26 protein-coding genes are annotated in these 26,480 nt (G+C 69.4%); 18 read left to right on the top strand and 8 right to left on the bottom strand.

The features are described from left to right. Positions 1 to 33: 33 nt before the first annotated feature. Positions 34 to 1,521 (top strand): FAD-dependent monooxygenase, encoded by a 1,488-nt coding sequence (locus ACZ1DY_RS11970; RefSeq protein WP_465484361.1) that lies wholly within the window; start codon positions 34 to 36, stop codon positions 1,519 to 1,521. A 53-nt stretch (positions 1,522 to 1,574) separates the two neighbouring features. On the opposite strand, the gene ACZ1DY_RS11975 is transcribed toward ACZ1DY_RS11970, so the two are convergent. The 4 genes from ACZ1DY_RS11975 to ACZ1DY_RS11990 are packed head-to-tail and all read right to left on the bottom strand — an operon-like array spanning position 1,575 to position 6,324. After that, positions 1,575 to 2,564 carry a TIGR03842 family LLM class F420-dependent oxidoreductase gene (locus tag ACZ1DY_RS11975; protein ID WP_063274641.1) on the bottom strand — a complete coding sequence of 330 codons (990 nt, stop codon included), beginning with the start codon at positions 2,562 to 2,564 and terminating at the stop codon, positions 1,575 to 1,577. A 10-nt stretch (positions 2,565 to 2,574) separates the two neighbouring features. Next, on the bottom strand, positions 2,575 to 3,960 hold the full coding sequence (gene hydA, locus ACZ1DY_RS11980; protein ID WP_126729512.1) for a dihydropyrimidinase: 1,386 nt from the start codon (positions 3,958 to 3,960) through the stop codon (positions 2,575 to 2,577). After that, positions 3,960 to 4,802 (bottom strand): nitrilase-related carbon-nitrogen hydrolase, encoded by an 843-nt coding sequence (locus tag ACZ1DY_RS11985; RefSeq protein ID WP_073846488.1) that lies wholly within the window; start codon positions 4,800 to 4,802, stop codon positions 3,960 to 3,962. The genes hydA and ACZ1DY_RS11985 overlap by 1 nt, the downstream gene beginning before the upstream one ends. Continuing rightward, on the bottom strand, positions 4,753 to 6,324 hold the full coding sequence (locus tag ACZ1DY_RS11990) for an NCS1 family nucleobase:cation symporter-1 (protein WP_126729510.1): 1,572 nt from the start codon (positions 6,322 to 6,324) through the stop codon (positions 4,753 to 4,755). The genes ACZ1DY_RS11985 and ACZ1DY_RS11990 overlap by 50 nt, the downstream gene beginning before the upstream one ends. A 241-nt stretch (positions 6,325 to 6,565) precedes the next feature. Between ACZ1DY_RS11990 and ACZ1DY_RS11995 the strand changes: the two genes are divergently transcribed. The 3 genes from ACZ1DY_RS11995 to ACZ1DY_RS12005 all read left to right on the top strand — a co-directional run bounded on the left by ACZ1DY_RS11995 (position 6,566) and on the right by ACZ1DY_RS12005 (position 9,907). Continuing rightward, the gene (locus ACZ1DY_RS11995) at positions 6,566 to 7,249 is read left to right on the top strand and encodes a response regulator transcription factor (protein WP_185926950.1); all 684 of its coding nucleotides are present in this window, start codon (positions 6,566 to 6,568) and stop codon (positions 7,247 to 7,249) included. After that, on the top strand, positions 7,246 to 8,283 hold the full coding sequence (locus ACZ1DY_RS12000; protein ID WP_378443208.1) for a HAMP domain-containing sensor histidine kinase: 1,038 nt from the start codon (positions 7,246 to 7,248) through the stop codon (positions 8,281 to 8,283). Before ACZ1DY_RS11995 ends, ACZ1DY_RS12000 begins: the two co-directional genes overlap by 4 nt. 70 nt (positions 8,284 to 8,353) lie before the next feature. Then, positions 8,354 to 9,907 (top strand): DUF4153 domain-containing protein, encoded by a 1,554-nt coding sequence (locus ACZ1DY_RS12005; RefSeq protein WP_465484362.1) that lies wholly within the window; start codon positions 8,354 to 8,356, stop codon positions 9,905 to 9,907. A 174-nt stretch (positions 9,908 to 10,081) separates the two neighbouring features. On the opposite strand, the gene ACZ1DY_RS12010 is transcribed toward ACZ1DY_RS12005, so the two are convergent. After that, a complete protein-coding gene (locus ACZ1DY_RS12010) occupies positions 10,082 to 10,447 on the bottom strand; it encodes an SSI family serine proteinase inhibitor (RefSeq protein ID WP_126729507.1) in 366 nt (121 codons plus the stop codon). 59 nt (positions 10,448 to 10,506) lie between these two features. Beyond that, a complete protein-coding gene (locus ACZ1DY_RS12015; protein WP_465484363.1) occupies positions 10,507 to 12,129 on the bottom strand; it encodes a PucR family transcriptional regulator in 1,623 nt (540 codons plus the stop codon). 144 nt (positions 12,130 to 12,273) lie between these two features. On the opposite strand from ACZ1DY_RS12015, the gene ACZ1DY_RS12020 reads away from it, so the two are divergent. Beyond that, positions 12,274 to 13,770 (top strand): CoA-acylating methylmalonate-semialdehyde dehydrogenase, encoded by a 1,497-nt coding sequence (locus tag ACZ1DY_RS12020; protein WP_126729505.1) that lies wholly within the window; start codon positions 12,274 to 12,276, stop codon positions 13,768 to 13,770. Positions 13,771 to 14,034: 264 nt separating this feature from the next. Here the strand turns inward: ACZ1DY_RS12020 and ACZ1DY_RS12025 are convergent, their stop codons facing one another. Then, entirely contained in the window at positions 14,035 to 15,225 is a 1,191-nt protein-coding gene (locus ACZ1DY_RS12025) for a lipase family protein (protein WP_465484364.1), read from the bottom strand. 244 nt (positions 15,226 to 15,469) lie between these two features. On the opposite strand from ACZ1DY_RS12025, the gene ACZ1DY_RS12030 reads away from it, so the two are divergent. From ACZ1DY_RS12030 to ACZ1DY_RS12090, 13 genes are all read left to right on the top strand, one after another. Further along, a complete protein-coding gene (locus ACZ1DY_RS12030) occupies positions 15,470 to 16,078 on the top strand; it encodes a DUF1707 SHOCT-like domain-containing protein (protein WP_465484365.1) in 609 nt (202 codons plus the stop codon). Between the two features lie 81 nt (positions 16,079 to 16,159). Further along, positions 16,160 to 17,185, top strand: a complete 1,026-nt coding sequence (gene hrcA / locus ACZ1DY_RS12035; RefSeq protein WP_126729501.1) for a heat-inducible transcriptional repressor HrcA — start codon at positions 16,160 to 16,162, stop codon at positions 17,183 to 17,185. Between the two features lie 42 nt (positions 17,186 to 17,227). After that, on the top strand, positions 17,228 to 18,391 hold the full coding sequence (gene dnaJ, locus ACZ1DY_RS12040) for a molecular chaperone DnaJ (protein WP_125676153.1): 1,164 nt from the start codon (positions 17,228 to 17,230) through the stop codon (positions 18,389 to 18,391). A 3-nt stretch (positions 18,392 to 18,394) separates the two neighbouring features. Further along, complete coding sequence (locus ACZ1DY_RS12045) at positions 18,395 to 19,147, top strand: 16S rRNA (uracil(1498)-N(3))-methyltransferase (protein WP_257488253.1); 753 nt, start codon at positions 18,395 to 18,397, stop codon at positions 19,145 to 19,147. Between the two features lie 505 nt (positions 19,148 to 19,652). Next, on the top strand, positions 19,653 to 20,003 hold the full coding sequence (locus tag ACZ1DY_RS12050; protein WP_465484366.1) for a histidine triad nucleotide-binding protein: 351 nt from the start codon (positions 19,653 to 19,655) through the stop codon (positions 20,001 to 20,003). 114 nt (positions 20,004 to 20,117) lie between these two features. After that, the gene (locus ACZ1DY_RS12055; RefSeq protein WP_126729495.1) at positions 20,118 to 21,218 is read left to right on the top strand and encodes a PhoH family protein; all 1,101 of its coding nucleotides are present in this window, start codon (positions 20,118 to 20,120) and stop codon (positions 21,216 to 21,218) included. Beyond that, positions 21,215 to 21,769 carry an rRNA maturation RNase YbeY gene (gene ybeY, locus ACZ1DY_RS12060; protein ID WP_126729494.1) on the top strand — a complete coding sequence of 185 codons (555 nt, stop codon included), beginning with the start codon at positions 21,215 to 21,217 and terminating at the stop codon, positions 21,767 to 21,769. Before ACZ1DY_RS12055 ends, ybeY begins: the two co-directional genes overlap by 4 nt. 11 nt (positions 21,770 to 21,780) lie before the next feature. Further along, positions 21,781 to 23,133: a hemolysin family protein gene (locus ACZ1DY_RS12065; protein ID WP_257488250.1), complete on the top strand. Its 1,353-nt coding sequence runs from the start codon at positions 21,781 to 21,783 to the stop codon at positions 23,131 to 23,133. After that, complete coding sequence (locus ACZ1DY_RS12070) at positions 23,126 to 23,452, top strand: cytidine deaminase (RefSeq protein WP_192745782.1); 327 nt, start codon at positions 23,126 to 23,128, stop codon at positions 23,450 to 23,452. Before ACZ1DY_RS12065 ends, ACZ1DY_RS12070 begins: the two co-directional genes overlap by 8 nt. Beyond that, on the top strand, positions 23,452 to 24,351 hold the full coding sequence (gene era, locus ACZ1DY_RS12075; RefSeq protein WP_016332464.1) for a GTPase Era: 900 nt from the start codon (positions 23,452 to 23,454) through the stop codon (positions 24,349 to 24,351). The genes ACZ1DY_RS12070 and era overlap by 1 nt, the downstream gene beginning before the upstream one ends. 156 nt (positions 24,352 to 24,507) lie before the next feature. Next, positions 24,508 to 24,849, top strand: a complete 342-nt coding sequence (locus tag ACZ1DY_RS12080) for a CD225/dispanin family protein (RefSeq protein ID WP_126729489.1) — start codon at positions 24,508 to 24,510, stop codon at positions 24,847 to 24,849. A 25-nt stretch (positions 24,850 to 24,874) separates the two neighbouring features. Beyond that, positions 24,875 to 25,225, top strand: a complete 351-nt coding sequence (locus ACZ1DY_RS12085; RefSeq protein ID WP_126729487.1) for a CD225/dispanin family protein — start codon at positions 24,875 to 24,877, stop codon at positions 25,223 to 25,225. Continuing rightward, positions 25,222 to 25,674, top strand: coding sequence for a DUF2752 domain-containing protein (locus tag ACZ1DY_RS12090; RefSeq protein ID WP_126729486.1), 453 nt, complete (start codon positions 25,222 to 25,224; stop codon positions 25,672 to 25,674). Before ACZ1DY_RS12085 ends, ACZ1DY_RS12090 begins: the two co-directional genes overlap by 4 nt. 204 nt (positions 25,675 to 25,878) lie before the next feature. Here the strand turns inward: ACZ1DY_RS12090 and ACZ1DY_RS12095 are convergent, their stop codons facing one another. Continuing rightward, complete coding sequence (locus ACZ1DY_RS12095; protein ID WP_465484367.1) at positions 25,879 to 26,445, bottom strand: hypothetical protein; 567 nt, start codon at positions 26,443 to 26,445, stop codon at positions 25,879 to 25,881. Positions 26,446 to 26,480: the final 35 nt, after the last annotated feature.

Raw genomic sequence — 26,480 nt, forward strand, 5'->3', positions numbered from 1 at the left:
CGTAGCCAGAACAGGCCGAACAGGAGTGAAGATTTGACGGACGTCGACGTGATCATCGTGGGTGCCGGCCCGACCGGTCTGATGCTGGCCGCCGAGCTGCGGCTGGCCGGTGCGCGCCCGCTGATCCTGGAACGGCGGCCGGAACAGGGGAAGACTCCGAAGGCCCATGGCCTCAGCGGGCAGATCCTGGACCTGCTGCACTATCGCGGCCTGCTGGAGCGGGTGCGGGGGCTCGTCACCGACCCCGTCCCGCCGCATCGTTTCCCGTTCGGTGGGGTGCATGTGGACCTCACCCGGTTCGAGGAGCCGCCGCTGAAGGCGCTTTCGGTCCGTCAGCAGTCGCTGGAGCGGCTGCTGGAGGAGCACGCCATCGAGCTCGGCGCGGAAGTGCGTCGCGGGCACGAAGTCGTCGGGCTGCGCCAGGACGACGAGTCGGTGACCGCCGAGGTGCGCGGTCCCGAGGGGACGTACGAGGTCACCGCCCCGTACCTCGTGGGTTGCGACGGTGGACGCAGCCCCGTGCGGTCGATGGCCGGGATCGGTTTCCCCGGCACGACCTATCCCGAGGTCAACCGGATCGGGCAGGTCAAGATCCCCGACGGGCTGACCGTCCACGACAACGGCGACATCGAGACGCCGGAACTCGGCCTGATCAAGGCGGGCTTCACCCGCACCGACACCGGTGTGTTCGCGCTCGGCTCGCTGACGCCGGGGATCCTGTTCATCCAGACCACGGAGGACGACCCCGGCGAGATCGACGACGACGTGCCGATGACGCTGACCGAACTCGGGGACAGCATCCGCCGCGTGCTCAGCGGCGACGTCCCGCTGGGCGACCCGGTCCGGCTCTCGCGCTACCAGTTCTCCGCCCGCCAGGCGGAGCGCTACCGCGAAGGCCGGATCCTGCTGGCGGGCGACGCGGCCCACCTGCTGCCGTCCACCGGCACGGCGATCAACGTCGGCATGTCCGACTCGGTCAACCTGGCGTGGAAACTGGCCGCCGAGATCCAGGGACGGGCGCCGGAAGGGCTGCTGGACACCTATCACGCGGAACGGCACGCCGCCGGTGCGCGGGCGCTCCTGCAGTCCCGGGCGCAGGTCGCGTTGCGGCGCGGGCACGACGAAGCCGCCGAAGCGCTCCGCGCGGTCTTCCAGGAACTGCTGGACGACGAACAGGCCGCGCGGCGGCTGGCTTCGCACGTCGCCGGGACCGACACGCGTTACCCGATGCCGGGATCCGGGCACGCGCTCGCCGGCACGTTCGCCCCGGATCTCGCGCTGGAGACCGACGAGGGCGCGACCAGCGTCGCCGAGTTGCTGCGCCCGGCGCGTCCGGTCCTGCTGGATCTCGCCGGGCGACCGGAACTCCGCGAACTCGCACAGGGGCGCGTGGACGTCCACATCGCGAAGGCCGAGGACCGGCCCGCCGACGCCCTCCTGATCCGCCCGGACGGCTACGTCGCCTGGGCGGGGGACGACCCGGACGGCCTGCGCGAATCCCTCGCCACCTGGTTCGCGTGACGTCTCGTGAGTGGTAAGGACGGTTAGAACCGTCCTTACCACTCACGAGCCTGTCAGCGGTTGATGACCTCCGAGCCGTAGCGCTTCAGGGTTTCTTCGCGCTGGTCGTGCATGAGGTACAGCGAGAACTGGTCGACCCCGAGTGAAGCCAGCTCCTCCAGGCGTTCCACATGCGCCGAAGACGGTCCGAGCAGGCAGAACCGGTCCACGATCTCGTCCGGGACGAAATCGGTCGACGGATTGCCCGCCCGCCCGTGGTGCGAGTAGTCGTAGCCCTGCCGCTCGCGGATGTAGTCGGTCAGTTCGTGCGGCACCGGACCGGAATCGCCGTACCGCGCCACGAGATCCGCGACGTGGTTGCCGACCATCCCGCCGAACCAGCGCAACTGTTCCCGCTGATGCGCCAGATCGTCGCCGACGTACGCCGGGGCCGCGAGACAGATCGTTATCCCGGCCGGATCCCGCCCCGCCGCGCGCGCGGCCTCGCGGACCGAGCCGATGGTCCACCGGGCGATCGCGGGATCCGCGCACTGCAGGATGAAGCCATCGGCGTGCTCGCCGACCGTCTTCAGTGCCTTCGGCCCGTATCCCGCCATCCACATTTCGAGCCTGCCGTTGCGGATCCACGGGATCTGCACCGGCTTGTCCCGCAACAGGACTTCACGCCCTTCGGCCAGTTCCTTCACCACGTGCATGCAGTCGCGCACGGTGGCCAAAGTGGACGGTGGCATGCCGACCACGCGGTGCGCGGAGTCGCCGCGGCCGATCCCGCAGACCGTCCGGTTGCCGTACATGTCGTTGAGCGTGGCGAAGGTCGACGCCATCACCGACCAGTCCCGGGTGGCCGGGCTGGTCACCATCGGGCCCACGATCATCGACGACGTCGCCGCGAGGATCTGCGAGTAGATGACGAACGGCTCCTGCCACAGCACGCACGAGTCGAACGTCCAGCCGTAGCGGAAACCCTGGTCCTCGGCGGCCTTCATCAGCCGCACGAGGTCACGCGCGGGCGGATCGGTCTGGAGAACAATTCCGAAGTCCACGGCCACCGCCTCAGTTCAGGTACTGGTTCAGATCGCGCGAGAGGAATTTCCCGTGCGTCGTACTGCCCGAGAAGCCGGACGGCGACACCACCACGCGGCCGCGGGAAAGCACCGTCTCGACCTTGCCGGTGATCTCCATTCCTTCGTAGGCCGAGTAGTCGACGTTCATGTGGTGCGTCTCGACCGACAAGGTCTGCTTCGCCGCCGGGTCGTAGACGACGATGTCCGCGTCCGAACCCGCCGCGATGACCCCCTTGCGCGGGTACAGCCCGAACATCCGCGCCGGGGTGGTCGAGCAGGTCTCGACCCAGCGGCCGAGGGTGAGCTCGCCCGCCACGACACCCTGGTGCAGGAGGTCCATCCGGTGCTCGACGCCGGGGATCCCGTTGGGGATCGCGCGGAAGTCGCCGCGGCCGAGCTCCTTCTGGTCCTTGAAACAGAACGGACAGTGATCCGTCGACACCACCGAGAGGTCGTTGGTGCGCAGACCTCGCCACAGATCCGCCTGATGCGACTTCTCCCGCAGCGGGGGAGAAGCGACGTACTTCGAACCCTCGAAGTCCGGCTTCGCCAAGTCCTCGATGGACAGATACAGATACTGAGGACACGTCTCCGCGAAGACGTTCTGCCCGTCGTTACGCGCTTCCGCGACCGCCGCCAGCGCCTGCGACGCGGAGAGATGCACGATGTACAGCGGAGCCCCGGTCACCTTGGCCAGCTGGATCGCGCGCGAGGTCGCCTCGCCCTCCAGCTCCGGCGGCCGGGTGAGCCCGTGCTGCACCGGGTCGATCTTCCCGGCCGCGAACGCCTGCGCGGCCAGCTGGTCGATCGCGATGCCGTTCTCCGCGTGCATCATGATCGTCGCGCCGATCTCGCGCGCCTTCTGCATGGCCAGCAGGATCTCGCCGTCCGTGGAGTAGAACACCCCCGGATACGCCATGAACATCTTGAAGCTGCCGACCCCGCCGTCGACGCAGGCCTGCATCTCCTTCAACGACGAGTCGTTGACGTCGGAGACGATCATGTGGAAGCCGTAGTCGATGGCGCAGTTCCCGTCGGCCTTCTCGTGCCATTTGTCCATAGTGGACAGCAGGGAGGTGCCCTTGGCCTGGACGGCGAAGTCGATGATCGTGGTCGTGCCGCCCCACGCCGCCGCCGTCGTCCCGGTGCCGAAGGTGTCGACGGAATGCGTCCCGCCGAACGGCATCTCCATATGGGTGTGCGCGTCGATCCCGCCGGGCAGGACGTACTTCCCGGTGGCGTCGATGACCGAGTCGGCGGGCCCGAGCGTGCCGGGCGCGCCGACGGCCGAGATCGTCTCGCCGTCGACGAGGACGTCCGCCGCCGAAGCGCCCATCGTGGACAGCACCTGCCCGCCGCTGATGAGGGTGGTCATCACGCCTCCGCGAGGGGTCCGTAGCTGTCGGGACGCCGGTCCCGGTAGAAGGCCCACAGATCCCGTACCTCGGCGAGCTTGCCCATGTCGAGGTCGCGGACGACGATCTCCTCCTCGGTGTCGGACGCGGCTTCGCCGACGAGCTGGCCGCGCGGGTCCGCGAAATACGACTGGCCGTAGAAGTCGTTGTCGCCCAAGGGTTCCACGCCGACGCGGTTGATCGTGCCGACGTAGTACTCGTTCGCGACGGCGGCCGCGGGCTGCTCCAGCCGCCACAGGTACTCCGAAAGTCCCCGGCTGGTCGCCGACGGATTGAACACGATCTTCGCGCCCGCCAGGCCCAGCGCGCGCCAGCCCTCCGGGAAATGCCGCTCGTAACAGATGTAGACGCCGATCCGGCCGACGGCGGTGTCGAACACCGGGTAGCCCATGTTCCCGGGCCGGAAGTAGAACTTCTCCCAGAACCCCTTCACCTGCGGGATGTGGTTCTTGCGGTGCTTGCCGAGGTACGTGCCGTCGGCGTCGATCACCGCGGCGGTGTTGTAGTACACGCCGGGCTGCTCGACCTCGTACATCGGGACGACCAGCACGACGCCGTGGCGTTCGGCGACCTCCTGCATGAGCTTCGTCGTCGGCCCGTCGGGGATGCCTTCGGTGTAGGAGTAATAGTCGGTGTCCTGTACCTGGCAGAAGTACGGGCCGTAGAACAACTCCTGCAGGCAGACGACCTGCGCGCCCTGCGAAGCGGCCTTGCCGATGGCATCGACCGCGTTCGCGATCATGGACTCCTTGTCACCCGTCCACCGCTGCTGGATCAATCCGGCTCGGACCACGTCGCTCACTTGCATCCTCCTCTGTTTCGGTGGTGCGCTTGCGTTCGGGCAGGGACAGCAGCAGGTAGACGACGAAAGCGCCCGCCAGGCCGACGACCCAGTTGTAGTCGTAGAGCGGTTTCAACAGCGGGATCAGCCCGTCGGCGGGGAACGGCCCGCCGTACGCGCCGCCGACCGCGAGGACGGCGCCGACCAGCGTCGCGACCAGCGCCCGCCAGTTCCAGCCGCCGTTGAACCAGTAGATGCCGCGTTCGGTGTAGAGATCCCGCAGCCGCAGCTGGGTGCGGTTGATCACCCAGTAGCCGGCGACGAGCACCCCGGCGACGGCGCCGAGCAGGCCGCCGTAGAAGCCGAGCCACGCGAAGATGTAGATGTTCGGATCGGAGTAGAGCCGCCACGGCTGGATGAGGATGCCGATGATGCCGGTGATCAGCCCGCCGACGGCGAAGGTGATCTTCTTCGGGAACGCGTTGGAGAAGTCGTAGGACGGGCTGACCACGTTCGCCGCGAGGTTCGCGGACACGGTCGCCAGCACCAGCGCGATCAGGGCGACCACCACGACGATCGGGGAGTCGAACCGGTCGGCCAGTTTCGCCGGGTCCCAGATCTGCTCGCCGTAGAGGACGCTGCCGCCGGATGTGGTCAGGATGGCGACGATCGCGATGAACGTCATCGTGGTCGGGAGGCCCAGGATCTGGCCGCGGACCTGTTTGCCCTGGCTGCCGCCGAACCGGGTGAAGTCCGGCATGTTCAGCGAAAGCGTCGACCAGAACGCGATCATCGCCATCAGCGCCGGGGCGAACACCTTCCAGAAGTCCGGGCCCCAGCCGAGTTTGCCGGGTTCGGCCAGGATCGGCCCGAGCCCGCCCGCCTTGATCAGCACGTAGCCCAGCAGGATCAGGAAGCCGACCGAGACCAGCGGCGCCGTCCAGTTCTCGAACTTCCGGACCGCCTCCATCCCGCGCCAGATGATGAGCATCTGGATCACCCAGAACACCCCGAACGACAGCCACAGCGTCCAGTGCTGGCCGAGCACGACGGTGGAGTTCTTCCAGCCGGATCCGGCCAGCCGCCCGACGATGATGTAGATCGCCTCGCCGCCGACCCAGGTCTGGATGCCGAACCAGCCGCACGCGATGAACGCCCGCAGCAGCGCCGCCAGATTCGCGCCGCGCATCCCGAAGAAGGCGCGGGCGAACACCGGGAAGGGGATGCCGTACTTCGTCCCGGCGTGGCTGTTGAGCAGCATCGGGATCAGCACGATCAGGTTGCCGATGGTGATCGTGAGCAGTGCCTGTACCCAGTTCATCCCGAGCGCGATCAATGACGCTGCGAGCGCGTAGGACGGGATGTTGTGCGCCATGCCCATCCACAGCGCGAAGTAGGTGTAGGTGGTCCAGGTCCGCTTTTCGACCGGGACCGGGGCGAGTTCTTCGTTGTAGAAGCGGCTGTCCTTCAAGGACTCGACCTCGCCGAGTTCCACCCGGCCATCAGGATGCACGTGCTGCGTACCGCGTGCCGTCGGCTCCATTGCGGAATCGTGCTCGCCCGCGCCGCGCGGGTGGGACTGGCAGACTGTTCACTGTTGATGGCGTCGGAGCGCAGACTGTCGATTGCGTTCGCGGGCTCCTGGTGCATGACCTGCGTCACACACACGGACGTAGTGATCCGGCAAACCGGCCGAAACATCTCCACAGGATCTCCACAGCTCACCCGGATGGTCTCCACGGCCGGTGCTTACAGTCATCCCCATGGAACTGGGAGGACGCCGGGTGCTGGTCGTCGAGGACGACGTGACCATCGCGGAGAGCATCGCCGCGCGGCTGCGGGCCGAGGGATTCACCGTGGACCTGGCGCACGACGGCCCTTCCGGCGTCGAGACCGACGCCGAACGCGAGCCGGACCTGGTGGTGCTCGACGTGATGCTGCCGGGCTTCGACGGGCTCGAGGTCTGCCGCCGGATCCAGGCCCGCCGCCCGGTCCCGGTGCTGATGCTGACCGCCCGGTCGGACGAGACGGACATGCTGATCGGCCTCGGCGTCGGCGCGGACGACTACCTCACCAAACCGTTCTCCATGCGAGTGCTCTCGGCGCGGGTGCACGCGCTGCTGCGCCGGGTCGAACGATCGGCCAGGACCGACGTGAGCGACGCCGGCACGAAGATCGTCCTCGGCGACCTCGAAATCGACGTCGAGCAGCGGCGGGTCACGCGCGCGGGCAACCAGGCCCAGCTGACGCCGATCGAGTTCGACCTCCTCGTCCACTTCGCGAAGCGCCCGAGGGCGGTGCAGCCGAGGGAACGCCTGCTGAGCGAGGTCTGGGACTGGGATGTCGCCGGCACCGGCTCGGGCACCCGCGCGGTCGACAGCCACATCAAGGCGCTGCGCCGCAAACTGGGCGCGGACCTCATCCGCACCGTGCACGGCGTCGGCTACGCACTGGAGGTGGGATCGTGAAGCTCCGCCCGTTGCTGGGCCGCGTCGTCGACGCGCTCCCGAGACCGCTCGACCCGGTCCGCTCCATCAAGCTCAAGCTCGCGATCCTGCTGGTGTCCTCGGGTGGTATCGCGTTCGCCTTCTTCAACTGGCAGATCGGCTGGCTGCCGCCGCGGACCACGATCGCCGCGATGGTGCTCGCCGTGGTGACCTCGCAGATCCTGGCGCACGGGATGACCAGGCCGCTGCGCGAGATGACCGCCGCCGCCCGCGCGATGGCCAAGGGCGACTACACCCGGCGGGTCCGGGCGACCGCCCGCGACGAGGTCGGGGAGCTGTCGCACGCCTTCAACCAGATGGCCGCCGACCTGGACGCCTCGGATCAGCGGCGCCGCGAGCTGATCGCGAACGTCTCCCACGAACTCCGCACGCCGATCACCGCGCTGAACGGGGTCCTGGAGAACCTCGTCGACGGCGTCGCCGAACCCGATCCGGCGACGTTGAAGACCGCGCTGCAGCAGACCGAGCGACTCGGCAGGCTGGTCTCGGAACTGCTCGATCTCTCGCGGATCGACGCGGGCGCGTTCCCCTTGCAGCTGGAGGAGTTCGATCTCGAACTGCTGCTGGAGGAGGTCGCCGCCGAAGCCGGGGTGACCGCCGCCGCGACCGGCCGCGGCGTGCGGTTCGCCGTCGACGTCCAGCCGCCCGGCGCGACGGCGGTCGCCGACCGCGGCCGGCTCTACCAGGTCGTGGTCAACCTGCTCGACAACGCCGTCCGGCACGGGCCGGCCGGGGGAGAGGTCCGGGTGCGGGCGGAGGCCCGCGAGGCCGACGTCGTCATCGAGGTCGAAGACGAAGGCCCCGGGATCCCGCCGGGGGAGCGGGACAGCGTGTTCGAGCGGTTCACCCGCGGCGAGCGGGCGGGCGGCGGGGGTACCGGGCTCGGTCTCGCGATCGCGCGGTGGGTGGTCGACCTCCACGACGGCAGCATCGCGGTCGTCACGCCCGAGCACCGGCCGGGCTGTGTCATCCGTGTCGTGATCCCCGTTCCGTAGTTCCTTGCCGCGCGTTTCGAGCGGCTCCGCACGCGCCGCGAAATGTGCTTTCGCAAACTGGAGGAGTGAAATGAGCGAAGACCAGGAGGACCGGCAGGCGCACGCGTCGCCGCCCTCGGCGACCGCCACGTTGCCGCCCGCGCCGCCGATCCCGGTGCTGATGCGGCCCCGCGTACCGCCGAAATCGGCGATCGTCCCGTTGCCCGGCTCCGTCCTGCCCGCGGCGGCCGCGGCCGGGCTGATCGCCGCCGTCGCCATGCCGGACGAGCCAGGAGCCGGCTGGTTCGTGGCCGGGCTCGCCTTCGCGGTGGCCGTCTATTTCGCCGACAAGCGTGCCCGCGGCGACGCCGAACCGCATTTCCGCCTGGTCAACGCGGTCTGGGCGGCGGCCGCGCTCGGCTTGCTCGCCGTCGGCATGTTCCGTGCGTCGGTGTGGCTGAACGTGTTGTGCGTGCTGGCCGCCCTCGTCGCCGGATCCCTCGCCGTGGTCGGGAAACGTACCGTGAACACGATCGTCTACGACGTCTTCGCGGTGCCGATCGAAGCGCTGCTTTCGATCCCGTGGATCGGGCGCGGGCTCGCGAAGCTCGGCAAGAAACAGGAAGGCCGTGTGCGGCCGAGGTTCTTGGTGCCGGTGCTGGCCAGCGCCTTGCTGCTGCTGGTGTTCGTGCCGCTCCTGCGTGGTGCGGACGCCGCGTTCGCGAACGTCGTCGACGCGGTGATCCCCGAGCTGAACCCGGGGACCTTCGTGCGCTGGGGGTTCCTGTTTGTGATCGCCGCGATCGCCGTCACCGGGGCGTGCTACCTGCTGGCGGCGCCTCCGCTGCCCGCCGCCGACGACGCGCCGCGTAAACGGCTCAAGCACCGGCTCGAATGGACGTTGCCGCTCGGTGTGCTGGTGGCGCTGTTCACGAGTTTCGTCGTGGTCCGCCTGGTCGTGTTGTTCGGCGGCACCGAATACGTCCTGGCCACGAGCGGGCTGACCGCGGCCGAGTACGCCAGGAGCGGGTTCTGGCAGCTCTCCGCCAGCACCGTGCTGACACTGCTGCTGGTCGCCGCCGCGCTGCGGTGGGCGCCGAAGTCGTCGGCGGCCGACCGCGCCTGGCAGCGCGGGCTGCTCGGCGCGTTGAGCGTGCTCAGCCTGGTGCTGGTCGCTTCGGCGTTGAGTCGCATGTGGACATACCAGCAGGCGTACGGGTTCACCGTGCTGCGGCTGCTGGTCGAGGTCTGCGAACTCTGGATCGGCCTGATCTTCGTGCTGGTGCTGGTATCCCTGATCCCGCTGCGGTCGGCCTGGCTGCCGCGCGCGGCCATCGGAGCCGCCGTCGCGGCACTGCTCGGACTGGCCGCGCTCGATCCGGAGCGGTTCATCGCCGACCGCAACATCGACCGGCTCGCGCACGGCAAGACGCTCGACACCCGTTACCTGTCCCGGTTTTCCGCCGACGTCGTGCCCTCGGCGGACCGGCTCCCGGAGCCGTTGCGGTCCTGTGTGCTCAGGCGGGTCGTGCGGGGAATTCCGGAAGATGATTGGCGCGATTGGAACCTGAGCCGGTCCCTCGCGCGTCAGACCCCTGTCGCCGCGGAGGACGGGGCCGGGTGCCGGTACCCGGCCCGTCCTTGAGTCGTGACACCACGGCCTTGATCGCCCTCGTGGGGGTGAGGGCGATCAAGGCCGCGGTGAACGGTGCCGCCGGGCCACCGAGGGGGAGGCCCGGCGCGGCTGTGTTGCGAAAGCCACTTTCGCAACCTTCAACGTTGCGAAAGTGGCTTTCGCAACTCCCGCCGGGGCTTCCGGTCAGAAGGTGAAGACGCCGGCCGACTCCGCGTCGGCGACGCAGCGGTTGGCGTACGAGGTCCGGTAGGTGACCGGTTCACCGCGCCATTTGCCGACCGCGGAGACGTCCACCGGGGCGTACTCGAGGGTGCAGGCCCGCGGTTCCGGGCGGAGCCTGTCGAACTCTCCATCCACTTCGGACAGTTTGGCGCAGGCGTTCCCGCGCCCGGGGTGGGAGCCCCCGGTGGGCCCGCAGGTGAGCGAGACGGTGCCGACCCGGCCCCTGGTGTCGTGGCTGGTCAGCTGGAACGTGGATTCGGCGGGGGGCGCCGGGGCCATACAGGCCAGCGCGAGCACGCAGGCGCCGATCGGTTCGAAGAAAGCCATATCAACCCTATCGGCTGACGTGACCCGGTCACTGTGTTCCACGCTCGGGTGAGATTTGCTCACTCGGACGTGTGGTCGTCGGCTTTTCGAATGTCGTGCGCGAGCAAAGCGACATAAAGCGAGAGCATCGACTCCGGATCTTCGAGCCGCACCCCGAGTACCTGCTCGATCCTGGCCAGCTGCTGGTAGTAGGCGGTGCGGGAGGTGTGCGCGGCGGCGGCCGCCGCGGACTTGTTGCCGCCGTGCTCGCAGTAATGCCTCAACGCCTGGACGAGTCTGCTGCCCTGCGCGGCGTCCCGGCTCAGCAGCGGGCCGAGCTCCCGCGCGGCGAACGCGGTGATCCGTTCGTCGCCCGCCAGCAGGTGCAGCAGCCCGCGCAAGCGGACGTCGTCGAGCCGGTGGACCACCCGTTCGACGTTCTCGGCGAGCGCCGCGGCGGCCACCTGCGCGGCTTCGACGAGCGTCCGGCGCGCGTCGGCGGGCCCACCGCCCGTGGTCCCGACCGCGACCACGGCGGGCGCGCCGGCGCGGGCCTCGTGGACGTCGGTCGCCAGCCGCTTCAGGACCGCGTCGACCCCTGCCTCGGGCGAGAGCGCGATCAGCGCGCGCACCTGGGTGTCGTCGGTGGCCACCAGCGCGGACACCTTGGCGTGCCGGGCGGCGAGCACGGTCGCCTCGGCGAGTTCCCGCAGTAGCACCGGAGTGGACTGCGCGGTCTTGGCGGTCACGGTGATCCGGGGCCGCACGGAGACCCCGACGAGCAGCCGTCCCGTCAGCGGGACACCCAGCGCGGAGGCCCGCGCGGTCAGTTCGGCGGGCGGTACCGGATTCGCCAGCAGTTCGGTCAGGATCGCGCGGTGCGCCTGGCGTTCGAGGGAGTCGGTGTCCTTGGCGACCAGGCGGTGCACCGCGAGCGCGGACGCCGCGCGTTCGGCGACCACGACGTGCCGGTGCGGCGGCGGCTCCCCGCAGACGACGACCAGCCGCCCCCAGTCGTGCCCGCGCGCGCCGACCACGGTGATCAGCCAGCCCGCGCCCGGGTGGTAGCCGGTCCGCTCGCCGACCTGCACCGGCCGTGACCGGGACGGCCAGCCCGGCAGCAGTTCGCCGGGGTCGGTTCCCGCCGTGTCGTAGGCGAGGACCTCGTGCGACAGCGTCTCCAGCACGACCGGATGTTCGGTGAGCCGGGCGACCTCGCGCAGGATGTCCCCCGGCTCGGCGCCGGCGACCGTCAGCGCGGTGAAGGTCTCGTGGACCCGTTCCGCGGCGCGGAGTTCGTCGACCTGGGCGTCGACGATCAGCCCGTTCACCGCCTCGGTGACCGACACGAACCGCGTCTCGCGCGAAAGGGTGATCAGCGGGACACCGTGCCGGTCCGCGGCGTCGACCAGCTCGGGCGGCAGCTTCTCGCTCCAATGGCGGACCAGTTCGACCACGACCCCGGCGACCCCGACACCCGCCAGATCCGCGACGTACCGGGCGAGCGCGGCGCCGTCGTCGGGCAGCGCGACCCCGGTGGTGAGCACGAGTTCCCCGCCTCGCAGCAACGGGGCGATGTCCGCGACCTCGGCGACGTGCGCCCAGCGGACCGGCGCGTCCAGCCCCGCCGCCCCCGCCACCACATGGGGCCTGCCCTGACGCAGCACCGGCAGCGCGAGCACCTCGGCGACGGTCGGGTACATCGGCCTCCCACCCGGTTCGGCAACGCTGGAGACAGACTGTACGGCCGGGACCGGGAGTCCGTACACGTTGCCGATGGCGTCGGTGTGGCGCGCGCGCCCAGACTCGACCGGGAGCAGGCATCGGCGATCAGGAGGGCGGAACCCGTGACCGACCGCATCACCCATTGGATAGACGGCAAACCGTGCGAAGGCGTGAGCGAACGATCCGGGGACGTGTTCGATCCGGCCACCGGCCGGGTGCGGGCGAAGGTCGCCTTCGCGGCGCAGGACGACGTCGACGCCGCCGTCGCGGCCGCGTCCCGGGCGCTGCCGGGCTGGCGCGGGACGTCGCTGGCCGGGCGGACGCGGGTGCTGTTCGCCTTCCGTGAGCTGCTTTCGGCGCGGCGTCACGAGCTGGCGAAGATCGTCACGAGCGAACACGGCAAGGTCGAATCCGACGCGGCGGGCGAAGTCGCGCGCGCGATCGAGAACGTCGAGTACGCCTGCGGTGCCGCGCAACTGCTCAAGGGCGGGTTCAGCGAGAACGCCTCCACCGGGGTCGACGTCTACTCGATCTCGCAGCCGCTGGGCGTGGTCGGCGTGATCTCGCCGTTCAACTTCCCGGCGATGGTCCCGCTGTGGTTCGTCCCGAACGCGCTCGCCTGCGGCAACACCGTCGTGCTCAAGCCGAGTGAGAAGGATCCGTCCGCGGCCGTGTTCATCGCGGAACTGTTCGCCGAGGCCGGCCTGCCCGACGGCGTCCTCAACGTCCTGCACGGCGACAAGGTGGCCGTCGACGGGTTGCTGGAACACCGCGACGTCAAGGCGATCTCGTTCGTCGGCTCGACGCCGATCGCGAAGTACGTCTACGAAACCGGGACCAGGCACGGGAAACGCGTGCAGGCGCTCGGCGGAGCGAAGAACCACATGGTCGTCCTCCCGGACGCGGACCTCGACCTCGCCGCCGACGCGGCCGTCTCGGCGGGCTTCGGCTCGGCGGGGGAGCGGTGCATGGCGGTGTCGGTCGTGGTCGCGGTCGACCCGGTCGGCGACGAACTGGTCGCGAAGATCGCCGAGCGGATCAAGCGGCTCCGCGTCGGCGACGGCATGCGGCCCACCTCGGAGATGGGGCCGCTCGTCACCGCCGCCCACCACGAACGCGTCGAGTCCTACGTCGGGGCGGGGGTCGACGCGGGCGCCCGGCTCGTCGTCGACGGCCGCGGCGTCGAGGTGGACGGCGAGGACGGCGGGTTCTGGCTCGGCCCGACGCTGTTCGACCACGTCACGCCGGAGATGTCGATCTACACCGACGAGATCTTCGGGCCGGTGCTGGCGGTCGCGCGGGCCGAGGGGTACGACGCGGCGCTGGAGCTGATCAACGGCAACCCCTACGGCAACGGCACCGCGATCTTCACCAACGACGGCCGGGCCGCGCGGCGGTTCCAGAACGAGGTCGAAGTCGGGATGGTCGGCGTGAACGTGCCGATCCCGGTGCCGGTCGGCTACTACTCGTTCGGCGGGTGGAAGGACTCGCTGTTCGGGGACAGCCACGCCTACGGGCCGGAAGGGTTCCACTTCTTCACGCGGACGAAGGTCGTCACCTCGCGGTGGCCGGACCCGTCGCAGGGCGGGGTGAACCTAGGGTTCCCGCGCAACAGCTGACGCTCGGGACCGCCGGGTGCGGGGGCTTGGCCGGGGGTAGCGAAAGCCGCTTCGCAACGTTGGACCTGGCCAGGCCTGGTGATCATGTCGCGAAAGCCACTTTCGAGACCTCTGACGTCCCGAAAGTGGCTTTCGCGACACCGGCTCCAGCCCCCAGTCTCCCGCAGACCCACAGACCGGGCCCGGGATCAACGGCGGCCGGAAGCCAGTAGGTACCCAAGACACCCTCGGCTGGAACCGTCCTCGCCACTCACGAGGGTGTGGTCAGAACCGGCCGCAGTTGCCGCTACCGGCCTGTCCGTTGAACGCGCTCTTCAGCCACTCGGTGGCATCGGTGGACGCGGTCGTCATGCCCAGCGCGTGGGACAGGAACGGCGTGAAGGTCGTCAAGTCCTTCCACTGGACGTTGGCGCCCTTGCCGCACCAGTCCTTCGCCATCTGCTTGCCGACGGCGGCCGGGATGACGTCGTCCAGCGGGCTGTGTTCGACCATGACCGGCATGGCGGGTTTGATCGTGCCGATCCGGTTCTCCGCCACGATCGCGTCGAACGGCGGCTGGGAAAGGTAGGCGGAGACCGGCTTGCCCTCCTTCGTCAGCGAGCTGGTCTGCTTGTACATGAACTGGAGGACCGCGTTCAGGGTGCAGGTCTGCCGGGCCTTGAGGAACAGCTCGGCCCCGGCCGGGTTGGCCAGGTCCATCAACCTGGCCTCGGGGTAGGCCTGGTTGATGCCGATCAGCGCGTAGCCGAGGAACCCGGCGTACATCCCGCCGTCGAGCGACTTCGACAGCACCGCCTTGTCCGCGGGCGGCGCGCCGGAGTAGACGCCCTTGATGTCCAGTTCGGGCGCGTAGGTGGCGGCCAGTTCGGCGGCGGCCGCGGCGGCACTGCCGCCCTCGGAGTAGCCGGCGATACCGACCGGGCCTCCGGCGGGCAGCCCCGTTCCCGGCAGCCGCTGCGCGGCGCGGACGACGTCGAGCACGCTGTGCGCCTCGGACAGCCGGACGACGTACGGATGGTCGCCGCTGCCCTCCACCCACGGTCCGATGTAGTCGGTCTGCGCCACGGCGAACCCGGCGCCCAGCAACGCGTTGACGAATCCGCCCTGGAAACCGGAGATCAGGTCCGAGGAGCCCTCGCCCGCGAGGGTTTTCGAGGGAGCGCAGTCCGGACCCATGCCGAAGGTGAAGGGCGCGTAGGCCACGATCGGCCGTTCGCCGGGACCGGTCCACGGCTTGTCCGGCACCAGAACGGTGCCGCTCACCGCGACTTGCTTGTTCTTGTTGTCCCGGGACAGATATTGAATCCGGGTCGCCTTCGCGCCGTTGTAGTTCGAGGGCTGCGACTTGACCACGTCACCGTTTTCGCCGGCGGGAAGTGGTGAAGAGGAGGTGTACACCGAATTCGTGTCCGCGCCCGCGACCGTCGTTCCCGCGGCGACCAAGGTCGCGGTCATGACGGCGATGAAAGCATGGCGAAGGAAGGAAGTCATCACTGCGCTCCACGCTGGGTCGGAATGTGCTGCCGGTGGAAGAACGCCTAGATGGAAGCGGTTCCGTTCCCGCGCGGTCAATCGCGGAAAATGGTTTTGTCATGGCAGGCAGGACGGCGGAACCGAATTCACTCATGGCGGTCATGGCTTTCCAGCAGATCGCCGGGAATCGCCGGAGCGAGCGCCGATTCCGGTTAGCATCGCCGTCATGTCGGAACCGAAGCGGTCGGCGATGCGGGTGGCCGATTCCGATCGCGAAAACGTCGCGCGGCTGCTGTGTGAGGCGATGGGCGCGGGACGGATCACCGCCGGTGAACTGGAAACGAGACTGGACGCCGTCTACGCGGCCAAGACTTTTGCGGAATTCGAACCCGTCGTCGCGGATCTGGCCCCCGGCGGCACGCTCGGCCTGTCCCATGCCGGCGACGAGGAGCAAGGCGGACGGCGGTCGTTCGCTGTCATGTCGGGCACCACGCGGAGGTTCGCCGGACCACTGCCGTCGAACCACGTCACCCGCGCGTTCTGGGGCAGCGTGCGCCTCGATCTGCGGCGGGCCCGGATCGACGGCGGATCCTGCACGATCAGGGCGGTGGCGGTCATGGGCGGCGTCAAGATCGTCGTTCCGGAGGACTTCGCCCTCGACGTCCGGGGCCTCGGCCTGATGGGCGGGTTCGGCACCGGCCGCAGGACGGGGCGACGGCGGCCGGCGACGGGCGCGCCGGTGCTTCGCGTCACGGGTTTCGCCTGGTGGGGGTCGGTGAAGGTGATCCGAAGGCCTGTGGAGCCGCCGCGGCGTTCCCCTCGGAGGCGCGGCTGACGGCCCTGGAGACGTCCGGTGACGCCCCGGGCACTTCGTCTTCCGTAAACTCGTTGTGAGGACGAGCCGAGGGAGGTGCGGGTGGCCAACGCCGAAGAACGCCGATTCGAAGTGCTGCGCGCGATCGTCGCCGATTACGTCTCCAACCAGGAGCCCGTCGGGTCCAAGGCGATCGTCGACAGACACAACCTCGGGGTGTCCAGCGCCACGGTGCGCAACGACATGGCGGCGCTCGAAGAAGAGGGCTACATCACACAGCCCCACACCAGCGCGGGCCGGATCCCCACCGACAAGGGATACCGCCTGTTCGTCGACCGGATCGCCGAGGTCAAACCGCTCAGCGCGGCCGAACGCCGGGCCATCACGGCCTTCCTCGACAGCGGCACCGACGTCGACGACGTCCTGCGCCGGTCCGTCCGGCTGCTCGCGCAGCTGACCAGGCAGGTCGCGGTCATCCAGTACCCGATGATGACCAACTCCACCGTCCGCCACCTCGAAGTGGTGCCGCTCACCCCCGCGCGGCTGATGCTCGTGCTGATCACCGATTCCGGCCGCGTCGACCAGCGCACCGTCGACCTCGGGGACGTCATCACCGAGGAGAACGTCGCCAGGCTGCGCACGGTGCTCAACGGGGCACTGGCTGGCCGTCGGCTCGCCGACGCCGCGGCGTCGGTCGCCGAACTGCCCGAGAAGTCGCCGGGCGAGCTGCGAGACAGCCTCACCCGCGTCTGTACCGTGCTGGTGGAATCGCTGGTCGAACACCCCGAAGAGCGGCTGGTGCTCGGCGGCACGGCCAACCTCACCCGCAACGTCTCGGACTTCCCCGGATCGCTGCGGCAGGTGCTGGAGGCGCTCGAGGAGCAGGTCATCGTGCTCAAGCTGCTGGCGGCCGCGCGCAACCCCGGTGCGATCAGCGTGCGCATCGGTGAGGAAAATGAGGACGAGCAGATGCGCAGCACCTCGGTGGTGTCCATCGGCTACGGGATGGACGACATGCTGCTCGGCGGTATGGGCGTCGTCGGGCCGACCAGGATGGACTACCCGAACACCATCGCCGCGGTGCGCGCGGTGGCGAACTACGTGGGGCAGATCCTCTCCGGCCGCTGAACGCGGCGTTGAGGTCGAAGTCAGAAGGAGAAGGCGGAGACGGTGGCGAGGGACTATTACGGCATTCTCGGGGTTGCGAAGAACGCGACGGATCAGGAGATCAAGCGCGCGTACCGCAAACTGGCCCGTGAACTGCACCCCGACGTCAACCCGTCGGAAGACGCTCAGCACCGCTTCGGCGAGGTGACCACCGCGTACGAGGTGCTGTCCGACCCGCAGAAGCGCAAGGTCGTCGACCTCGGCGGCGACCCGATGGACGGCGGCGCCCGCGGTGGCGGCGGAGACCCGTTCTCCGGCTTCGGCGGCCTCGGCGACATCATGGACGCCTTCTTCGGCGCCGCCGGAGGGGGCGGCGGCCGCGGCCGTGGCCCGCGCAGCCGCGTGCAGCCCGGCTCCGACGCGCTCATCCGCCTCGGCCTCACCCTCGAGGAATGCGCCACCGGTGTCGACCGCGAGATCACCGTCGACACCGCCATCGTCTGCGACCTGTGCCGCGGTGCCGGCGCGGCCGAAGGCACCGGCACCAAGACCTGCGACACCTGCGGCGGCGCGGGCGAGGTCCAGTCCGTGCAGCGGTCCTTCCTCGGCCAGGTCGTCACGGCCCGTCCCTGCCCGGTCTGCCGCGGCTTCGGCGAGGTCATCCCCGACCCCTGCCGCCAGTGCGGCGGCGACGGCCGGGTCCGCGCCCGCCGCAACGTCACCGCCAAGATCCCGCCGGGCGTCGGCGACGGTATGCGCATCCGCCTCTCCGGCCAGGGCGAGGTCGGCCCCGGCGGCGGCCCCGCGGGCGACCTGTACGTCGAGATCGACGAGGCGCCGCACGAGGTGTTCGTCCGGCAGGGCAACGACCTGCACTGCAACTTCCGCATCCCGATGACCACCGCCGCGCTCGGCGCCACGGTGCCCATCGAGACGCTCATCGACGGCGATTACGAGCTGGACATCGAGCCGGGCACCCAGCCCGCCACCGAACTCGTGCTCACCGCCAAGGGAATGCCGCGGCTGCGGTCCTCCGGCCGCGTCGACGGCCGCGGCGACCTGCATGTCCACATCGACGTCGTAGTGCCGACCAAACTCGACGACGCCCAGCGCGACCTCCTCGTCGAACTCGCCCAGCAGCGCGGCGAGGACGTGCCTTCGCTGGCCTCGAACGGTTCCAAGCCCGGCGGGCTGTTCTCCAAGCTGCGCACCAAGAACCACCGGTAGCCCGTGCCCGAGACGACACTGCCGGTCTTCCTCACCGCCGCCCTGCCAGGCTCCGGGCGCACCACGCTCGACGGTGAGGAAGCCCGGCACGCCGCCACCGTCCGGCGCCTGCGCGTCGGGGAACGTCTCGTGCTTTCGGACGGCGAAGGCGGCATGGCGCGCTGCGTCGTCGAAGCCGTCCAGGCGGGCCGCGACGCGGCGCTCACCCTCGCCATCGAGGAACACTGGACCGAGGAACCGCCCGCACTGCGCGTCATCGTCGCCCAGGCGCTTGCGAAGGGTGACCGTGGCGAACTCGCCGTCGAGCTCGCCACCGAAGCCGGCGCCGACGCCATCGTCCCCTGGCGTGCCGCGCGCAGCGTCGCCCGCTGGGAAGAAGGAACCCGCGGGGACAAAGCCCTCACCCGCTGGCGCACCACCGCCCGCGCCGCCGCCAAACAGGCCCGCCGCGCCCACGTCCCCGAAGTCGCCGAAGCCGTCACCACCCGGGAACTCGCCGAACTCGCCCAGACCGTTTCCCGCGCACTCGTCCTCGAATCCGGCATCACCACCCGCCTCACCGAGATCGAACTCCCGGCACAAGGCGACATCCTCCTCGTCGTCGGCCCCGAAGGCGGCATCACCGACGAAGAACTGAGCACCCTCACCGACGCCGGCGCGACCGCCATTCGGTTGGGCCCCACCGTTTTGCGCACCTCCACCGCCGCCGCCGTGGCACTCGGGGCGCTAGGGGTTCTCACAGAACGCTGGAAGTGAAAAACACCCCACCAATTTGCGGCGAGTTATGGCGCGATCACGCAAACAGCCGTTACTCTCGTTAACTGACGCGCAACACACGGTTTCGGCGCGCCACTGGGGATGAAGCCCGGTCGCGCGCGTGAATCCCCGCCGGGCACCTCCCCCCTCGGTCCGGCGGAGCCGCGGCGGCGGTGGGCCGACCCCCAGGGCCCACCGCGCCGCGGCATCTTCATTTCAGGCCTTCGTACCTTGTCGCACCCCGGAATCCGATGCCGTGGGTGTTGGTCCGGGGGTGAGCCCCCTGGCCCCCACGGCGCGATCGGCGGGGGTCGGCGGTCGGCGCGGCAGAGCAAAGCGTGCGTGGTCTTCGGTACCGGCGTCGGGCCCGGCTCCTTCCCGGGTCGTGAGTGGCGTTTCGGGTTCTAACCCGAAACGCCACTCACGACCACTCGGACCGAGGCGGCACTTTCGCGTGTGGCGAAGCGTGTCGGGTGCGGCGCGGGGGTGGGGATAGGGTGGGGGGATGAGTGACGCGGAGACGTTGTTCGAGCGGATCATCGCGGGTGAGATCCCGTCCGAGAAGGTGTACGAGGACGAGACGACGTATGCGTTCCGGGACATAGCGCCGCAGGCCCGGGTGCATGTGCTCGTGGTGCCGAAGAAGCGGTACCGCAATCTGGCCGAGCTGGCCGCGGGTGACCCGCAACTCCTCGCCGACGTGGCCTCGACGGCCCGGAAGGTCGCGGAGATCGAGGGCATCGCCGAGTCCGGGTACCGGGTGGTGTTCAACACCGACCGTGACGCTGGCCAGACCGTGTTCCACGTGCACGCGCACGTGCTCGGCGGCGAGCAGCTGGGGCATTTCGGCCGCTGAGGCGCGCGCCCTCCGGAAACCGGACTGCGTGCCGACACCCGCAACCAGTAACATCGAACTTGTCACTGTCGTTGAAAATCGCAGCGTAAGCGCAGGAAGTAGGCCCGAGGCCACGTGGCCGGAACCGTACCGGGTGAAGCCGCCCGACCCGACGTTCCCGCGGACGTCATCCCGACGAAGACCGACGAGGCCGCGATCACCGAGGCGGCCCAGTCCCGATTCCCCATCCCCGACGCCGCCGCGCTCAGCCTGCTCGGCTCCAGGGACGAAAACCTCCGCGTCGCCGAGGAACTCCTCGCCGCCGACGTCCACGTCCGGGGCAACGAGGTCACCCTGACCGGCGCCCCCGCCGACGTCGCCTTCGCGGAGCGTGTCTTCGCCGAACTCGTGACGCTCGCCGGCCGCGGCCAGCAGGTCGACCCGGCCACCGTCCGCCGCACCGTCGGCATGCTCTCCACCGGTGACCACGAGTCACCGGCCGAAGTGCTGAGCATGAACATCATCTCCCGGCGCGGCAAGACGATCCGGCCCAAGACGCTCAACCAGAAGCGCTACGTCGACGCCATCGACAAGCACACGATCGTCTTCGGCATCGGCCCCGCCGGTACCGGCAAGACGTATCTCGCCATGGCGAAGGCCGTCCAGGCGCTGCAGGCCAAGCAGGTCACGCGCATCGTGCTGACCCGCCCGGCGGTCGAAGCCGGTGAGCGCCTCGGCTACCTGCCGGGCACGCTCAACGAGAAGATCGACCCGTACCTGCGCCCGCTCTACGACGCGCTGCACGACATGGTCGAGCCCGAGTCGATCCCGCGGCTGATGCAGGCGGGCACCATCGAGATCGCGCCGCTGGCGTACATGCGCGGCCGCACCCTCAACGACGCCTTCATCATCCTCGACGAGGCGCAGAACACCACGCCGGAACAGATGAAGATGTTCCTCACCCGGCTCGGGTTCGGCGCCAAGATCGTCGTCACCGGCGACGTCACGCAGGTCGACCTCCCCAACGGCCAGAAGAGCGGCCTGCGGGTGGTCCGCGACATCCTCGAAGGTGTCGAGGACCTGCACTTCGCCCAGCTCACCAGCCAGGACGTGGTGCGGCACAAGCTCGTCGGCGACATCGTCGACGCGTACGAGAAGTGGCAGGCGCTGCAGGACAGCCAGGACCAGGGCAACCGGGGCCAGGGCAGCGGTTGGAAAGGGCAACGCCGTTCATGAGCATCGAGATCGCCAATGAATCGGGCGTGAACGTCGACGAGACCTCCATCGTGTCGGCCGCCCGGTTCGCGCTCGACAAGATGGAGGTCAGCCCGCTCGCCGAGCTGTCCATCCTGCTCGTCACCCTCGAGGTGATGGAGGACCTGCACGAGCGGTGGATGGACCTGCCCGGTCCCACCGACGTGATGGCCTTCCCGATGGACGAGCTCGACTCGTCACGCCGCCCCGACGCGCCGGACGCCTCGCCCGCGCTGCTCGGTGACATCGTGCTGTGCCCGGCGTTCGCGAAGGACCAGGCCAAGACGGCGGGCCATTCGCTGATGGACGAGCTGCATCTGCTCACCACGCACGGCGTGCTGCACCTGCTCGGCTACGACCACGCCGAACCGGCCGAGGAACGCGAGATGTTCGGCCTGCAGAAGCGGATCCTCGGCGAGTTCCAGGCGGCCGTGGCCGCGCTCAACAAGCGTGACGCACAGCGCTCCGCGGACGACAGGCTCCTCGGCACCGCCGGCCTCGACGCCGTGCCCGCCGACGAACCCCCGGCCTAGGCGGCGCCGGAATGGGTAGTCCCGCGGCTCTGCTGATCATCGCCATCGCGCTGATCCTGCTCGCCGGGGTGTTCGCGGCCGCCGACGCGGCGGTCAGCACGGTCTCCAAGGCCCGCGCCGACGGTCTCGTCCGGCTCGGCAGGCCCGGCGCGCGCCAGCTTTCCCTGGTCATCGCCGAGCGCCGCCGCCACATCAACCTGATCCTGTTGCTGCGGATGACCTGCGAGCTGACCGCCACCGTGCTGGTCACCGTCGACGTCCTCGGCTGGGTCGAGCCGCTGTGGCTCGCCGTCGTCGTCGCCGCGGGTGTGATGGTCGTGGTCAGCTACGTGATCATCGGGGTCGGTCCGCGCACCCTCGGCCGCCAGCACCCGTACCGGATCGGCCTGGTCGTCGCGGGTCCCGTCCGCGTCCTCGGGTCGATCCTCGGCCCGCTCAGCAGGCTGCTGATCGTCCTCGGTAACGCCATCACCCCGGGCCGCGGTTTCCGAGAAGGCCCGTTCACCTCCGAAGTCGAACTGCGGGAGCTGGTCGACCTCGCCCAGGAGCGCGGCGTCGTCGAGGAATCCGAACGCGAGATGATCCACTCGGTGTTCGAGCTCGGCGACACCGTCGCCCGCGAGGTCATGGTGCCGCGCACGGAGATCGTCTGGATCGAGCACGACAAGACCGTGCGCCAGGCGCTCGCGCTGGCCCTGCGGACCGGATTCACCCGGCTGCCGGTGATCGGTGACTCCGTCGACGACGTGGTGGGCGTGGTCAACATCAAGGACCTCATGCCCGCGTACATGGCCGAGGGCGGCTCGCAGCGCCAGGTCCAGGAGCTGATGAACCCGGCGAGCTTCGTGCCGGACTCCAAGCGGCTCGACGACCTTCTGAAGGAGATGCAGGTCTCCCACAACCACATGGCGATCGCCGTCGACGAGTACGGCGGCACCGCCGGCCTGCTCACCATCGAGGACATCCTCGAAGAGATCGTCGGCGAGATCACCGACGAATCCGACACCGACGAACGCCCCGAGGTCGAAGAACTCGAAAACGGCGCGGTCCGCGTGTCGTCCCGGCTTTCGATCGACGACCTGGGCGAACTGTTCGGGATCGACCTCGAAGACCACGACGTGGAGACCGTGGGCGGGCTGCTCGCCGAGCGACTGGGTAGGGTCCCGCTGCCGGGGGCCGAAGCCGAGGTCGCCGGACTTCGGCTGTTCGCCGAAGGCGGTAAGGACCGGCGCGGGCGGATGCGGATCACCACGGTGGTCGTCCACCCCGCCGACGCGGACGCGGTGACCGACCCTGCCCAGGGCAGGCGCCGGACCCGGGTCCCGCAGCCCGATGAACGTGACAGGAGTGTCGAACATGCCTGAGCTGGACGCCGAGGACCAGAAGCTGGTGACCCTGGCCAGGTCCGCGCGAGCCCGCACCCAGGCCGCCGAAGGCGCCGCGCTCCGGGACACCGACGGCCGCACCTACGCGGCGAGCACGGTCGACCAGCCGTCGTTCAAGCTGACCGCGTTGCAGGCCGCCGTCGCCGCCGCCGTTTCGAGTGGAGCCGAAGGAATCGAGGCCGCCGTCGTGGTCAGCGGTGACGCGCTCCTGAACGGCGCTTCGCTCCAGGCGGTGCGGGACATCGCCGAAGACGCCCCGGTCTATCTCGCGGATCCCAGTGGCAAGGTGCTGAGCTGATGGCCGAGCCGCATCGTTCCGGTTTCGCCTGTTTCGTCGGACGGCCCAACGCCGGCAAGTCGACGCTGACCAACGCGCTCGTCGGCAGCAAGGTGGCGATCACCTCCAGCAAACCGCAGACCACCCGCCACGCCATCCGCGGCATCGTCCACCGCGACGACGCCCAGCTGGTGATCATCGACACACCGGGGCTGCACCGCCCGCGGACCCTGCTCGGCGAGCGGCTCAACGACATCGTCCACTCGACATGGTCCGAAGTGGACGTTGTCGGGCTTTGCGTTCCCGCCAACGAAAAAGTCGGTCCCGGTGACCGGTTCATCGCCGCCGAACTCAAGAAGATCGCCAAGCGGACCCCGGTGATCGGCGTCGTCACCAAAACGGATCTCGTGAAACCCGAGCAGGTCGCCGAGCAGCTGCTCGCCCTGCAGGAGGTCATGGAGTTCGCCGAGCTGATCCCGGTGTCCGCTGTGGACGGTTTCCAGGTCGGCGCGCTCTCGGACCTGCTGGTGCGGCACCTTCCCGAGGGGCCGCAGCTCTATCCGGGCGGCGAACTCACCGACGAACCCGAGCAGACCCTGGTCGCCGAGCTGATCCGCGAGGCGGCGCTGGAGGGTGTGCGCGACGAGCTCCCGCATTCGATCGCGGTCACCGTCGAGGAAATGCTGCCCCACGAGGGCAGGGACGACATGATCGACGTGCACGCGTTCCTCTATGTGGAACGACCGAGCCAGAAGGGCATCATCCTCGGGCACAAGGGTGAGCGCCTCAAGGACGTCGGCGCCCGCGCCCGGCAGCAGATCGAGGGGCTCCTCGGCTCGAAGGTCTACCTCGACCTGCACATCAAGGTCGCCAAAGAGTGGCAGCGCGACCCCCGTCAGTTGCGACGGCTGGGCTTCTGACTGAACGGAATGTCTCGATTCGGTCGCGGAGACCGGTTGATGATGTGGAACCGGACGGGTGACCTTAGAGTCTCAACCCTTGACTCCGGTGATCGCTGATCGGGCGGCGCGCCCGGGTCGTAGTTCTGCATATCATTCGTGAAGGGAAAGCGGTAAATGACCGACAACCAGGGCCTGCCCAACTACTCCGGCGACCCTCAGGGCGGTGGAGGCTTCAACAACCCCGGCCCGCCGCCCAACAACAACCTGGTGTGGGCGATCCTCACCACGATCCTGTGCTGCCTGCCCTTCGGTATCGTCGCCATCGTCAAGGCGAACCAGGTGAACACCCTCTGGGCGCAGGGGCAGCCCGCCGCGGCGCAGGAAGCGGCCGACGCGGCCAAGAAGTGGTCGATCATCGCGGCCATCGTCGGTGCCGTGATCGCCGTTCTGTACGTCATCCTCGTCGTCGTGCTCGGTGTCTTCGCGACCTCGGTCGACGTGAACACCTACCGCTGATCGAGGCGATCGAGGGGGAGACCTCATGACCGACCAGTACCCGAACTACCCGCCCCCGGGCGGGCCACCGCCGCAGCAGCCGTACTACGGCGGCGTGCCGAACTACGGCCCGCCGCCGGACAACAACCTGGTGTGGGCCATTCTCTGCACGGTGTTGTGCTGCTTGCCGCTGGGTATCGTGGCGATCGTGAAGTCGAGCCAGGTGCAGACGTTGTGGTCGCAGGGCTTCCACGCCGAAGCCCAGAAGGCCGCCGACGACGCGAAGAAGTGGGCCATGTGGGGAGCGATCTCCACCGGCGTGCTCTTCCTGCTGTACATCATCTTCATCGTGGTGATGGTCATCATCGGCGCGTCGGCGGGAAGCTTCACGCCGTGACGTCGTCCGTCTACACGGGATTCCCGGCGCGCGGGTTCAAGGCGAAGGCCCGCGCGCTGGGGCCACCCCTGGCCATCGCGGCCGGCGCGGGGCTCGGCTGCGTCGTCCTCTGGCTGGGTGATCCCACCACTCCGGGCGGGCCGCTTCCGGTCTGTCCCACCAAGACCCTGCTGGGCATCGCCTGTCCGGGCTGTGGCGGCATGCGCATGGTCTACAGCGCGCTGCACGGGGACATCCCCGCCGCGCTGCACTACAACGCGGTGTCCTTTGTGGTCCTTCTGCTGCTGGTCTGGAGCACCGTCGCCTGGGCGGTCGGAAGACTTCGGGGCCGCGCGGTGAACAGCTGGCTGCACTGGCGCTGGACGCCGCTCGCGTTCGGTGTCGTGTTCGTCGTCTGGTTCGTCATCCGTAACCTGCCTTTCGCCCCGTTCACCTCGCTCTACGTGTGAGTGCCGGGCCGAGGCCCGGATCGTCGGTGGTACCGAGTACGCTCCCGCGCACCGGTCTGCTCGGTGTGTACCCATGCCGTACATTCAGCCCGGGTCGCCGCAACCAGCGAGGGGATTTCGATGACCACTCCCTACGGCCAGCAGCCGCCGGGACAGCAGCCGCCGCCCGGATCCGGGCCCCCGCCGGGGGACGGGCAGCCGCAGTCACCGCAGGCGCAGCAGCCGTTCGGACAGCCGTCGGGAGAGCAGCACTCGCCGTTCGGGCAGCAGCCTCAGCAAGGTGGCCAGCCTTCGCCCTTCGGGCAACAACCGCAGCCGCCGCAGCAGGGTGGCCAGTCTTCGCCGTTCGGTCAGCAGGCTCCGGGCGAGCAGTCTTCGCCCTTCGGGCAGCAGCAGAGTGACCAGGCTTCGCCGTTTGGGCAGCAGCCGCAGCAGAGTGGCCAGTCTTCGCCGTTCGGTCAGCAGGCGCCGGGCGAACAGTCCTCGCCCTTCGGGCAGCACCAGAGTGACCAGCCTTCGCCGTTCGGGCAACAGCCGCAGCAGGGCGAGCAGTCTTCGCCGTTCGGTCAGCAGGCGCCGGGCGAGCAGCCTTCGCCCTTCGGGCAACAGCAGCAGTCCCCGTTCGGCCAGCAGCCGAACCAGCCGTTCGGCGCGCAGCCGCAGTCGCCGTTCGGCCAGCAGCCGGGACAGCCGTCCCCGTTCGGTCAGCAGGGCCAGCCCTCGCCGTTCGGCCAGGCCGCCCAGTTCGGCCCGCAGACCGACTACGCCCACTGGGGCCTGCGCGCGGGCGCGACGCTCATCGACTT

Source organism: Amycolatopsis sp. PSD-21 (genome assembly GCF_055561455.1).